This is a genomic window from Brevibacillus sp. AG (assembly GCF_028369215.1).
GTDB classification, from domain to species: domain Bacteria; phylum Bacillota; class Bacilli; order Brevibacillales; family Brevibacillaceae; genus Brevibacillus; species Brevibacillus porteri.
Genome location: NZ_JAQMYO010000001.1, coordinates 89,488 through 102,591, shown reverse-complemented (window position 1 = coordinate 102,591; position 13,104 = coordinate 89,488). Strand labels below are relative to the sequence as shown.

At 48.4% G+C, this 13,104-nt stretch carries 11 protein-coding genes; 3 read left to right on the top strand and 8 right to left on the bottom strand.

Features of this window, described 5'->3' with window-relative positions; translation table 11 throughout:
• Positions 1-145: 145 nt before the first annotated feature.
• Positions 146-1,636, top strand: a complete 1,491-nt coding sequence (locus POF51_RS00400) for an NCS1 family nucleobase:cation symporter-1 (protein WP_106833262.1) — start codon at positions 146-148, stop codon at positions 1,634-1,636.
• Positions 1,637-1,702: 66 nt separating this feature from the next.
• Here POF51_RS00400 and POF51_RS00395 read toward each other — a convergent pair whose 3' ends face one another.
• The 6 genes from POF51_RS00395 to POF51_RS00370 form a co-directional block, all read right to left on the bottom strand.
• Positions 1,703-3,415, bottom strand: coding sequence for a methyl-accepting chemotaxis protein (locus POF51_RS00395; RefSeq protein ID WP_271753160.1), 1,713 nt, complete (start codon positions 3,413-3,415; stop codon positions 1,703-1,705).
• 106 nt (positions 3,416-3,521) lie between these two features.
• On the bottom strand, positions 3,522-4,034 hold the full coding sequence (locus tag POF51_RS00390) for a hypothetical protein (protein ID WP_017249106.1): 513 nt from the start codon (positions 4,032-4,034) through the stop codon (positions 3,522-3,524).
• Positions 4,035-4,123: 89 nt separating this feature from the next.
• Positions 4,124-5,014 carry a nitrilase-related carbon-nitrogen hydrolase gene (locus tag POF51_RS00385; protein ID WP_271753157.1) on the bottom strand — a complete coding sequence of 297 codons (891 nt, stop codon included), beginning with the start codon at positions 5,012-5,014 and terminating at the stop codon, positions 4,124-4,126.
• Between the two features lie 34 nt (positions 5,015-5,048).
• Positions 5,049-6,434 (bottom strand): dihydropyrimidinase, encoded by a 1,386-nt coding sequence (gene hydA / locus POF51_RS00380; RefSeq protein ID WP_069844774.1) that lies wholly within the window; start codon positions 6,432-6,434, stop codon positions 5,049-5,051.
• Between the two features lie 90 nt (positions 6,435-6,524).
• Entirely contained in the window at positions 6,525-7,802 is a 1,278-nt protein-coding gene (gene preA, locus POF51_RS00375) for an NAD-dependent dihydropyrimidine dehydrogenase subunit PreA (protein ID WP_069844773.1), read from the bottom strand.
• A gap of 15 nt (positions 7,803-7,817) precedes the next feature.
• Positions 7,818-9,164 carry an NAD(P)-dependent oxidoreductase gene (locus POF51_RS00370; RefSeq protein WP_069844772.1) on the bottom strand — a complete coding sequence of 449 codons (1,347 nt, stop codon included), beginning with the start codon at positions 9,162-9,164 and terminating at the stop codon, positions 7,818-7,820.
• Between the two features lie 216 nt (positions 9,165-9,380).
• Between POF51_RS00370 and POF51_RS00365 the strand changes: the two genes are divergently transcribed.
• Both POF51_RS00365 and POF51_RS00360 read left to right on the top strand, forming a co-directional pair.
• The gene (locus POF51_RS00365; protein WP_244521664.1) at positions 9,381-9,863 is read left to right on the top strand and encodes a hypothetical protein; all 483 of its coding nucleotides are present in this window, start codon (positions 9,381-9,383) and stop codon (positions 9,861-9,863) included.
• Between the two features lie 9 nt (positions 9,864-9,872).
• Positions 9,873-10,301 (top strand): hypothetical protein, encoded by a 429-nt coding sequence (locus POF51_RS00360; protein WP_017249112.1) that lies wholly within the window; start codon positions 9,873-9,875, stop codon positions 10,299-10,301.
• 10 nt (positions 10,302-10,311) lie between these two features.
• On the opposite strand, the gene POF51_RS00355 is transcribed toward POF51_RS00360, so the two are convergent.
• Positions 10,312-11,571 carry a hypothetical protein gene (locus POF51_RS00355; RefSeq protein WP_083261504.1) on the bottom strand — a complete coding sequence of 420 codons (1,260 nt, stop codon included), beginning with the start codon at positions 11,569-11,571 and terminating at the stop codon, positions 10,312-10,314.
• A gap of 186 nt (positions 11,572-11,757) precedes the next feature.
• On the bottom strand, positions 11,758-13,059 hold the full coding sequence (locus POF51_RS00350; protein WP_069844770.1) for a hypothetical protein: 1,302 nt from the start codon (positions 13,057-13,059) through the stop codon (positions 11,758-11,760).
• Positions 13,060-13,104 lie beyond the last annotated feature (45 nt).

Here is a 13,104-nt window from a genome sequence, read left to right as displayed (position 1 = left end):
CTTGTCGTTGCAGGTTGTCTTTTTACGACGAAAAATCAGGTATTAGGCCTTCTTTCCCCCAATATAATGTTACAACTTGTATTCAAGACAAACTAGGGCGTTTGTCCGAATACGAGACATCTTGAAAAGCAAAGGAGGGAAAGAAATGAAGACGCAGACGGTATCAAATGGAATTGTTACCCTGACGAAAGAAGGCGAAGAGGCAATCAAGAACAGTCCGCTTTATAATGAAGGTCTTCGGCCAACGAGGACGGCAGAGCACAACTGGACATCTTACAACTTCGCCAGCTTGTGGATCGGAATGTCGATCTGTTTGCCGACGTATGCTATGGCGGCAGGGTTAATTTCCTTGGGTATGAACTGGTGGCAGGCCATTTTGACGATCATTCTCGGTAACTGTATTGTCCTTATTCCCATTCTTCTCAACTCTCATGCCGGGACGAAATTTGGCATTCCGTATCCAGTTTTTGCGCGCCTATGGTTCGGCTCCAAAGGAGCGCACATCCCTGCTGTCGCACGCGGTTTGATTGGTGCTGGCTGGTTTGGCATCAACTGTTGGTTCGGAGGTGCTGCCATCGATACACTCTTAATGTCGATGACAGGCTGGGCGAATGTTCCCGGACATCTCTGGATATCCTTCTTTGGCTTTTGGCTGTTAAACGTATGGGTCGCTTATCGCGGTCCCGAAGCCATCAAAAAAATGGAGGCTTGGGCTGCTCCCATCCTGATCATCATGAGTTTGGCTCTCCTCGTCTGGGCGCTTACGAAAGCCGGCGGATGGGGACCGATGCTCTCAGCACCTTCGAAATTCACTACCAACGCAGAATTCTTGAAGGTCTTCTTCCCAGCATTGACGGGAGCCATTGCTTTTTGGGCAACAATGGCCCTCAACATACCGGATTTCTGTCGGTATGCCAAAAGTCAAAAAGCACAAATCATCGGACAATCCTCTTCGTTACCAACCACGATGGGTTTCTTCTCGTTCATCGGAGTTGCTGTCGCTTCTGCTACCGTCGTGATTTACGGAGAAGCGTTGTGGGACCCTGCTGCCGTGTTGGCTAAATTCTCGCCTTTCGCCATTTTCCTTGGAACGATTGGAATTATTCTTGCCACATTGACGACCAACGTAGCGGCCAATATCGTTGCTCCCGCCCGAGCAGTGGAAAATCTGGCCCCTCGCCGTTTCTCGTATGAAACCGGCGCTATCATCGCCGGGGTCGTGTCTCTCTTGATGCAGCCTTGGTACATTCTAGAGAACTTCGGCAACTACATCTTTTTATGGCTCGGAACGTACGGTGCCTTGTTAGGCCCGATCGACGGAATAGCCATTGCCGACTATTGGCTCGTGCGCAAGCGGCGCATTCATTTAACAGAATTGTATAAAACAAACGGAATCTACGCCTACAAAACGGGCTTTAATGGCAGAGCCATCTGGGCGATGCTAATCGGGATTGCGATTCCTTTTATAAGTAAATACATTCCGGGATTATCCATTATTTGGGACAACGCTTGGACTATCGGGCTACTGATTTCACTCGTACTTTACACGTGGATGATGAAAAACGACGCTTCGATTTTGAGTGCCAAGGATTATGAAAAAATTACAGCAAACAATAAACAAACGATTGCTTCCTAATAGCAAGCTACAAAAAAAGACTGGCTGCCCCATTGGGTTTGCCAGTCTTTCGTTTCATTACTTACTCTACCATTTGAATTGACTGATGGACTCTTGCAGCTCTTGAGAAAGCTCATTCAGGTTCGCGCTGGAACGGGCGATTTCTTGCATGCTGGCAAGCTGTTCACCTGCCCCTGCCGATACTCCTTGGGTATGTACGGCTGCTTCCTGTGCGAGGCGATTCATTTCATCCATAGCAGATGCGACTTGCTGTATGCTTGCCGACATTTGCTCGGTAGCAGCGGACACGTCCTGAATTTGACCCGCAACCTCCTGAGAAGACGCTACGATACGTTGGAAGGTGACACCCGCTTCTTGAACAACTTCTGCACCTTTTTTCGCCTCTTGGGTTCCATCCATCATGACATGCACGACTTGCGTGGTTTCTTGCTGAATTTCCCCAATCAGTCTCGCAATCTCGCGCGCAGATTCCTCTGACTGTTCTGCGAGTTTACGAACCTCATCCGCTACGACAGCAAATCCCCTGCCGTGTTCTCCTGCACGCGCCGCCTCAATCGCTGCGTTGAGCGCCAGCAGATTCGTTTGGGAAGCAATTCCAGTAATCACATCAACAATTTGGCCGATGGCTTCTGACCGTACGCCGAGCAGTTGCACGAGATCCGCTGCGTGATTCACCGAGTCGGAGATCGTATTCATCTGATCAACGGCTTGCTGAATATGAATGCTTCCTTGCTCCGCATCCTCTGCTGCCTGCGCCGATGATTCAGAAACGGCTCCGGACGTATCGGCAATCCGCTGGATGGCAATCGACATTTCTTCCATGACACGAACACTTTCTTGCGTACGTTGCGTCTGTACTTCGGAGGCAGAGGCAATTTGCTGCACACTGCTGATCGATTGTTCTGTTGCATAAGCGGACTGCTCCGCACTCGCAGACAATTCCTCAGAGGAAGCAGCCACTTGCTCACCCGCCACTTTTACTTGTTCAATCAATGAACGGAAATTCGTTACCAATTCATTGAACGCAGTACCAAGTGTACCTACCTCGTCACGAGTCACGTAGGTGACGGGAGCAACCGCCATATTCCCGCTTGCCAATTGCTGCATGCGGCTTGAAACAACTCGAAGGGGATCAGCGATCATGCGGGAGATGATCCACCCCAGTACACTACCGATCAAGATCGACAGTACGCCTACGACGATCAGGAATGTAATCGCTTCTTGAGTCTCATCTTGGTTTTCCTTTTGCATGGCGACTGCCTGCTCAGATTTGTAATTCGCCCATTCGAGCTGTTCCTGATTAATCCAATTCAGCGTCTTATCCGTTGCACGATAAAACGAATAGGCTTGATCCGCTTTCCCCTCCTGGATCATTTTCAAGACCTCGCCCTGGTCTTTGCGATATTGCTCGATAAGCTCCTTTAGCATCGTCACTCTTTCTTGTTCTTGGGCATCCAGCTTCGCGTTTTGGAGATATTGGAACGATTTGTCTGCTGTTTCCATCCGTAAGTCCAGTTCCGTTTTGTATTCAGCAAAGACCGCAGGAGATGGATCGAGAATCATTTTATAGACCAATCCGTCAATCGCGCGGATTTCTTGTCTCCAATCGTTAATCCACTTAACGGGAAGAAGCTGCTCTTCATACATGGCCTGCATGCGTTCACCTGAGACTTGCACATGAAAAAATCCGGTGAATCCGACAGCACACAAAAAGACGGCCATCATCACAATCAAGCTAAATAGTTTGGCTCGGGTGCTGAGGTTACGTAATAGACTCATCGTTGCGGCAATCCTTCCTCTGTCAAATAGGTAAGCTAGAAAAAGCGCGAATATTGTCTAATCTTACCAAAGTTTGTCGAATAAGTCGATAGTCGTAGTCGCTTACTCACACATCGAGCACAGATAGAATCACAATCTCTTCAATTTGAACGTCAGGCTCATAGCAAATATAATACGTTAGCTCCGGGCTGATCCGATACCGAATCCCCCGGTATCCACAGTCAATCAAATATGCACGCACCTTATCGCCTGTCCATTCCAGCCACTCTTCATAGCCCATATCGTTCTGTCTCTGTTCGAGTTCCTCTTCTGAATAAGCAGCGCGCAATGCATCAATGCGTAGTTCATTTTCCCCATAGCGCTCGTCCAAACAAACGAGACCCTGCAAATGTAGCTGCTGGCTCAACACAACTGCCTTCTCCCCATTGGTCTCTGCATGACAAATCGCATACTGTGCGGCGATTTCCGGATTGCTCACCAAGTAAACACCAGCGCCAAACACTGCCTTTGCACTCGCACCGTTTGTAAAATGGCGACGTTCTGCCCTCTCATACTTTTGCGCTTTGACGACGCGTAGTCCCTCACCGTATTCGACCCCTCGATATACAATCTGCCTCATCCCTGAACGCTCCTTTTGACTCTGATGGAATCCTTCCAATGATGTGAAAAGGAGGAAGGCGCGTATCCGGCACCTCCCTCACTCTTGTATTAAGGTAATAGCTTTACCATATCTTCGTAAGTCTCCGGTCTGCGATCCCGGTAAAATTGCCACGTATCCCGCACCTCATAAATTTTGTTACGGTCCATTTCAGCGAGAATGACCTCATCCTGATCCCGACTCCCCAAGGCAACAAATTGCCCTCGCGGATCGACCAAGTACGATTGTCCGTAAAACTCTCCCATGTTCCAAGGTGCTTCTGTCCCTACCCGATTGATCGCTGCCACATAATAACCGTTGGCAACGGCATGAGCAGGCTGCTCGAGCTTCCACAAGTATTCAGATAAGCCGGCGACAGTCGCAGACGGATTGAATACAATTTCCGCCCCATTCAAGCCCAGCAGTCGTGCGCCTTCCGGAAAATGGCGGTCATAGCATATATACACCCCGACCTTGGCAAAAGCGGTTTCAAAAACGGGATACCCAAGATTGCCGGGCTTAAAGTAATATTTCTCCCAGAATCCGCACCCGCTACTGCCCACTCCGACATGCGGAATATGCTGCTTGCGATATTTGCCCAAATACGTGCCATCCGCGTCAATCACAGCGGCAGTGTTGTAATACGTACCGATCCCCACGCTCTCGTACACAGGTAAAATGAGTACGGTTCCTAACTCGTGGGCAAGGGAAGAGAAAAGTTGCACGGTTGGTCCATTTGGGACTTGTTCCGCTGATTCATACCATTTCGGTTGCTGTTCGGCACAAAAATACGGGCCATAAAAGATCTCTTGCAGACAGATGATTTGTGCCCCCTTGGCTGCCGCCTCCCGCACCATCCTCTCATGCTTCTCAATGGCTTTTTCTTTGTGCAAATGAACCGGTTCGTCTCCATGGATATCGTTTTTCGCCTGAATCAAGCCGATGCGAATGATATCTGCCATAGTTGCCCTCCTCGCCTTTTTACGCTCTCATTGATTACGGTTTTGCAAAGGTCGATCTTTTTACAAAGCGTCCAGCCCCGGCTTGACCGACGAATTGCTGATCGCGAATGACAAATGACCCGCGCGAAAGCACCGAGATGATATCGCCATTCACCACCATTCCTTCAAATGGATTGTAGTCGACATTCATATGGTGAGTTTCAACGGAGATCGTGCGCTTCACCATTGGATCAAACAATACGATATCCGCGTCCGAGCCTACTGCGATCGTTCCTTTTTGCGGGAACATCCCGAACAGTTTGGCTACTTTTGTAGAGGTCATATCGACGAACTGATTAAGGCTGATCTTGTCCTTTGCTACCCCTTCCGAGAAGAGGAGACGCATCCGGTCCTCAATGATTGGTCCACCATTCGGGATTTTCGTGAAATCCTCTAGCCCCAGCTCTTTTTGGCCAGAGAAATTAAAGGAACAATGATCGGAGCCAATCGTTTGCAAAATGCCATTTTTCAACGCGCTCCACAGGACGTCCTGATTCCACTTTTCCCGAAGCGGAGGGGACCAGACGTACTTCGCTCCTTCAAAGCCCGGCTTCTGTAGATCCGTAATATCGAGTACCAAATATTGCGGGCACGTCTCCCCGTACACATTCCATCCTTTTTCGCGAGCCTCTGCGATTCGGCGCACAGCTTCAGCACACGATACATGCACGACATACAGCTGGGCATCTGCCAGTGCAGTCAGTGCAATCGCACGTCCCGTCGCTTCTCCTTCTGCTTCAGGTGGGCGGGTGTAAGCGTGGTACACGGGGTCAGTCTGCCCTTTTGCAAGCGCCTGCTTGATCATATAATCCAGAACGTCTCCATTCTCCGCATGGACCTGTACAAGGGCACCTAGTTCCTTCGCCCGAACCAACGTTTTAAATAGCGTCTCATCATCGGCCATCAGCACATTTTTGTAGGCCATGAATACTTTGAGCGAAGTAATCCCTTCATTTCGTACGACTGCTCCTAATTCCTCGAGCACTTGATCGTTCGCATCGGAAACCATCAGGTGAAATCCGTAGTCAATGACCGCTTTGCCCCTTGCTTTTTCGTGCCAGGTCGAAATGGATGAATGCAATGGTTCCCCTTTATTCGTCAGGCAAAAATCGATGATGCTCGTCGTCCCGCCAAATGCTGCTGCCTTCGTGCCTGTATAAAAGTTATCGGAAGTAACCGTTCCGCCAAAAGGCATATCGAGATGGGTATGTGGGTCAATCCCACCTGGGAAAACATAGTATCCGGTAGCATCGATGACTTCGGCATCTTTCCCATCCAGATTGGAGCCGATTGCGACTACCTTTTCCCCTTCGATCAAAATGTCCGCCTGATACGTGTCTGACGCTGTCACGACTGTGCCATTTCGAATCCATTTTTTCATCCGCTGATCATCTCCCCTTCAACCCGTCACCGAGTAGACATGCCTTTCCTTGTACACGCTATGCCCCCCACGCCGAAAACATGACTTGCTTTACAGCTCGCAGCTGCCACCCGCAGCCAAAGCAGCCTGCCGCTGATTCCAGCTGAGAGGGGCTTTGTCGCTCGGAATCTCGACCATCTCGATCGTTCCTTCCACTGGACAAACGATGGAGCACAAATTACAGCCTACACAATCTTCTTCTCGTACGACTAAGCGCTCTTTGCCCGTCGCTGCATCAGCAACAATGTCAATGCATTGATGGGAAGTGTCCTCACAAGCGATATGACACTTATTGCAATTGATACAAGTCTCTTCATGGATGCGCGCCACGACCTTGTAATTCAGATTCAGATGGCCCCAATCCGAGTACGTCTGTACCGCTTTGCCGACAATATCCATCACGGACGCAATTCCACGCTGATCCAGGTAATTGTTAAGCCCATCAATCATATCTTCGACGATCCGGAATCCATGATGCATGGCAGCCGTACATACTTGAACACCCGTTGCTCCCATCAGCAAAAATTCAGCGGTATCCCGCCAATCAGAGATTCCGCCAATACCTGAGATCGGGATACCAACCTTGGGATCGCGTGCACATTCTGCGACCATGTTCAGGGCGATTGGTTTGACTGCTGGTCCACAATAACCGCCGTGCGCCCCTTTTCCATCTACATGTGGGATCGGCAGCCATTTGTCGAGATCAACCCCCATCAAGCTGTTTATGGTGTTGATCATACTAATGGCATCGGCCCCCCCCTGGCTGGCGGCCCGCGCTGTAAAGCGAATGTCCGTAATGTTTGGGGTAAGCTTGACGATGACAGGGGTTTGGGCGACTTCTTTTACCCATTCGACCTGTTGCCGGATTAAATCTGGATGCTGACCGACCGCAGAGCCCATCCCGCGTTCTGCCATTCCGTGCGGACAGCCAAAATTTAGTTCCAGACCGTCTACGCCTATTGCTTCCACCTTTTTGACAATCTCGTGCCATGCTTCCTGTTTATGTTCAACCATGAGCGACGCAATCAACGTGTGCTTCGGAAAACGGCGCTTCGTTTCATCCATTTCCTTCAAATTGACCTCAAGCGGTTTGTCCGTAATCAATTCAATGTTGTTGAAACCAAAGACGCGCTGTCCCCCGAAGTTCAGTCCTGCAAAGCGGGAGGTGACGTTGATGATCGGCTCTCCGAGTGTCTTCCAGACCGCGCCACCCCAGCCCGCTTCAAAGGCACGCTGTACTTGGTAGCCTGAATTGGTCGGCGGCGCAGAGGCCAACCAGAATGGATTCGGGGATTGGATTCCCGCCAGATTAATGCTGAGATCTGCCATGATAGGTCTCCTCCTTTATACTGGCTGTTTTTGATCACTGAGCGATTGATGGATAGCATGAGCCGCTCGTTTCCCATGATTGGCTGCGTCGACTACCATCGCATCTGTCTTGCCTCCACCAAAAATGACATCGCCCGCCGCATAAACTTTGACATGGGAGGTTCGATAGGTGCCTTCCTCGACCTCGACAATCCCATTTCGGTGTTGGAGCCCAAATGATTCAATCAATGACAGATATCTGTTTTGTCCGATCGCTTTGACGACATAATCGACTTCAATGACAAAATGACTGCCTGGAATTTCTACTGGACGCTTTCTTCCTTTCTCGTCCGGCTCACCTAGCTCCATTCGCACTAGTTCCAATCCCTTCACTCGGCCGTTTTCCTCCAATACACGCGTTGGGACAACGAGCCAGCGGAATTCTACGCCATCCTGCTTGGCGAATTCGTACTCAAACTGATAACAGGACATCTCCTGAACTGTCCGTCGGTACAAAATCTGAACATTGTCTGCACCCAGCCGTTTCGAACAGGTGGCAGCGTCAATCGCCGTATTCCCCGCACCGATGATGACGACTTTTTTACCAAGCATTTCGTCTGATAGTGCCTTGGTCTTGGTGTCCTCCACGAGTGCGATCGCATCGAGGACACCTTTCAGTTCTTCTCCCGGGATATGCAACTGAGGGACATTGCCCATACCAGTTGCCAAAAGGACGGAATCATACTGGTCCAATAACTCTTCTGGCGCTACATCCACACCGATTCGCGTATTGGTACGTATCTCTACCCCCAATGTCTCTACTTGCTCTACTTCCCATAGCGATATTTCCTGCGGCAGACGGAAAGAAACGATGCCGTACGTGTTCAATCCTCCCGCCTTTTCCTTTGCCTCAAATACCGTAACCGCGTAGCCAAGACGCGCAAGCTCACGTGCTGCTGATAATCCGGCTGGGCCCGCTCCGACGATGGCTACCCGTTTTCCATTTGCTTCGCCTTTTGAAAAAAGCGTTGCTTGATTTTGGATTGCCCAGTCTGTCGCGTGACGCTGGAGAAGACCGATCATGATGGGCTTGGAAGCTGAATTTAGTACACAGGCACCTTCACACAGCTCCTCGGTTGGACATACGCGCGCACAGCTCGCCCCGACAGGATTCGATTCCATGATAGTCCGGGCTGATCCGAACAAATTCCCGGTCGCAATTTTTTTGATGAAGGAAGGGATGTTAATCGACGTGGGACAAGCCTTAATACAGGGTGCGTCGTAGCAATACAAGCAGCGATTTGCCTCATGGATGGCTTCCATCGGTTTTAGGGCAGGCACGACTTCTGCGAAATTTTTCGCGAGCTCATTGGGAATGCTCATCTGTCCACAACCTCCTCACCAGATCTAAACATGCTTGCTATTAATCAATGTGCGAAATCGTTTTTTTATGATTGTTACATTTCGTATTTGCCTAGCAAGGAAACGAAATCAATCTGCTTGGATTGACATGAATGATTTCATGTTCGAATAGGATAAAAACAAACAAGGAAGAAAGGGCCGTCCCGTATGAAGGATTACGACCTGGAGATCAGGCTAGTGAAACAAAAAATCGCGGATGCACATGCGCTTCTCAACCAATTGGAAACCGAGCGCAAAAACTACCTGACACAACTCGAAAGGCGCAAAGCGTTTCTCTCTTCACGTGAAATACTAGACATCCTGGAGACCAAAGCTGGTCGTGCTGGCAGTATGGCTACCGTCAAACGCTGGGCAGATCAAGGCTATTTAGGGGATTGGATAGACGAACGGGAGACCTTCCCCCTTTTGGTCAGTAAACAAGGAAACAAACGATATCTTTTTCCTCGAGAATCCGTGCTCACTTATCTATATAAAAAAGGGTATCTTCGCCCGAGCTACGAGGTTTTGGATCGTGTCCAGCTCACAAGAGATAGCACATGCTGCTGGGGAATCATTACCTCCGTCGAGCGAAGCGATCAGCACTTCACCTACCAAGTCCAATTGGAAATAACGGGAGAAGTATTGTTGTCGGTATCAGAAGAAGAACTGCTCATCCCGTAAGGAGGCACTATGGAACTGGCCGTAATCACGCTGGAAAATACAGTTGCCAATCAAGAGAGATCACGACAAATCCGCGACTTGCATAAAAAAAAGGGCCAGACCCTCGCCATACGATTTAGCGAAGAACTGACCCATATTATTTTAGAAGCACCATGCTTGTATTTCCCCGACCAGGAATGGTTGAACGAAGCTGTTGTCATCGAAGGAATCGTAAAAAAATCAGCGGAGTACTACGAGCTGCACCCGCGAACCAAAGGGAAGACTGTCAACGTTCACCTTGATTCAGAATTGGTCGCTGAGCTGGAGCTCATTCGCTCTCTCGTCAGCAGCAAAACGCAGCAGGAAGTCCTTCGTGAGTTGTTCGTTCGAGGCATGCGGTCGTATCTGGCCGAAAAGGAAGCAGCCAGCACGCCCATCATCGCTAAAAAAGAACGATAGTCCCTGCTCTCTACCAGGTAAACGTGATTTTGTCGCCCTTGATTTGATAGCGAACCGTGTAAGTCTGATTCTTCTCTTTGAGGCTGACTTCAAACACAATTGCTTTTTTTGTCAGATCAGGCTTGACTGTATTGACATCCAACATATCAAACGGCTCGTTTGCCTTTTTCTCCATTCCTACAATTTCTATCTTTTCATGGGTAGTAACATGATAAACTCCCACACCCATCATTGTCTGATACAAGATCCAGTTGTTGTCCAGCCATGTTACTTCATCGATAAAATAACCTGGAAATAGTTGGGCTTGCGGTGTGTAGTCTGGCTGATAGAAGCGAATATTCGCGGTATTGTACAAATTGTCTGAATCAATCACCGCGATTTTTTTCTTGTCTGGTGATGGGATTCCAGCTTTTTTCGCCAATTCGGTTTTTTCTTTTTCCGTTTCGATTCTCAGTTTTTCGATCAAGAACAGGGAATCTTCTTTGGAAAAGACAATGTTTTTTACGTTTTTCAAATCAGCGAGCTTGTCTTTGCTCGGAAAATTACTGTAGATGGTTAGCGTTGCATCATCTGGCATGCCATCGTAGGCAATCCCTCTGGATGGATACTCCCACGCGTATGTACCGATTCCTCTGAGGTGGTACGAAAAATCCGGCTTACCCCATGCACCAAAGATAGAAAAATCAGCATATTGAGTGGGTGCCCCTAACTTTTCACCATAGTCTTGCAAATTTTTAGCCATATCAACAAGTACTTTTGTATCAGCGATTTGATCACGACGATAAATCGAAATGGCTTTTACTTTATCCTGAGCAAACGTGAAAAACAAGTGATAGCCCTGTTCCGCATAACCAATCAACTCAAGCTTTTCATCGGAAAAATGCGGCTTACCCAAGACTCGGACGATCTCGTCTTTTCTAGTAGCGGTCGTAATACCTTTTACAACTTCGCCTTTATAGGAAGGTTCAACGAGAACGGCAAACGCTTGCTTGTTTTCGTCCCACTTCATGCTGATTCCTTGTGAATAATACACATAATCATCAAATTCTTTCACGGATTTCCCCAGTAGCTTCGTAAGCGAATCTTGTTTCCACTGATGGGAAGTGAAGGTATTCACGAGCAGCCCTTTTGACAAATCTGCTGGTGCCTGCACGGATTTTCCCGTACCGCTTTGCGGCGTGCTTGGCAATGTCGTTGATGCGCTTGCTGCGAATGCTGTCGAAGCAAACAAACAGCTGGACAACAGTAGCATTATCGCTTTCTTTTTCACTTCATTCCCTCCCAAACTATCAGCATGACTATACAACCATCGCCATAAAACAACGGTTATCCCTAAATTATACCAGAAATAGACAAGATCCGCTAAATGGATTTTTCAATCCATTATCCATGTAATAGAATAAAGCGTCCTTTCCCCGACTTTGTGAAGGGAAGGACGCTTTTCGATGCACGATATTTACTTCGATTCGCCGTTGAGATAATGAAAGAACGGTTGATCTACCCAAAATTTGTATGTCTCTACCTTTACTTTGTCATTCAGCTTTTGGAAGCCTTCCACGACTTTTGGTGATTCTTCATTCAGGGAGAAAGACTGCACGACATAACGACCATCTTTTAACACGTTGTTCGTAATGACAGCATAATCTGCCAGCTCCGTGCGGGAATGATAAAGCGGCTGCCACCAAGAAGCCTTAAGCAATCCGTTCATGTCCTCTTGATCCCGTTTGGCATATTTCAAGACAAGTGGCTGGAACTTCTCTTTTTCTTTTACACTGTCGAATTCCAGGCTGAGATCGTACTCCTTGGCGTACGCAATGTAGTTGCCGTTTTCAATCTGAACCACTTGATAATCGGCTGTTTGAACGGGCTCTCCCCATTCCTTCAAGTAAATGAAGGCAGATGTTTTCGGCTCAAATTGAACCTTGGCATTGACGCCTTCACTTTTTAACAGGCCGATTAATTGAATAGCGTGAGCGATATCACTATGTCCATACGTAATCGTGCGCTGTGGATCGAAGTGAGGATTGAATGCGGCATCCTTCAGATTGTAGCCAGTAATCAGGTTTTGCTTCAAGCCTTTGTCTACAAGCTCTTGCAATTCACCGGCTTTAATGATTTGCGATTCGTTCCACGCCTGTGCGAGCTTGCCAAAAATCTCTTCATCGGCGATTGTGCCCAGATAGTTTTTGGCAGAGCCATGGAACTCTGCTACTTTTGCTAGCAATTGACTCGCAAGCTCTGCGGATACTGCCCCTTCTACAGAAGCTGACTTCAAAGCATTGGCGGACACAAGCCCCGTGTCAATAGCTACAGCCAGCTCTTGTGCCGCCTGCAAGGTAAGCGTGCCGCCTTTTTTATACGAAATCCCTGCTTTTTTCAAGGCAGCCGCTACTTTTTCCTCGCTATATGTATACCCGAGTTCTTTTAACTCAGCAGCTTTTGCAGCAGCACTTACCGCTTCCCATACAACCAGCTTGGAGGCATCTTTGGATTCAGGCAAGAAAGTTTTGGCTGACAAGTCTTTTTCCGATATACTTGTAGTAGTAGATACAATCTTGAGCAACGCTTTCTCAAATTGCTCGCGAGTTACCGTCTTGTCAAAAGTCACACCGTATTGCTGCTGCAAAAAGCTGTTCCACTCTACGTGTGCTTCTACCGTTGTTTTCGTTGTTGCACCAACTGCAGTTGGAAAAACGAGCGCCGCTGATAGTACAGCAGCTGAAGTGGAGAGTTGTAGCCATTTCGCTGATCTGTTCATGAAGAATCCTCCTGACGTATGAAGACGAATCATATTAATATTATT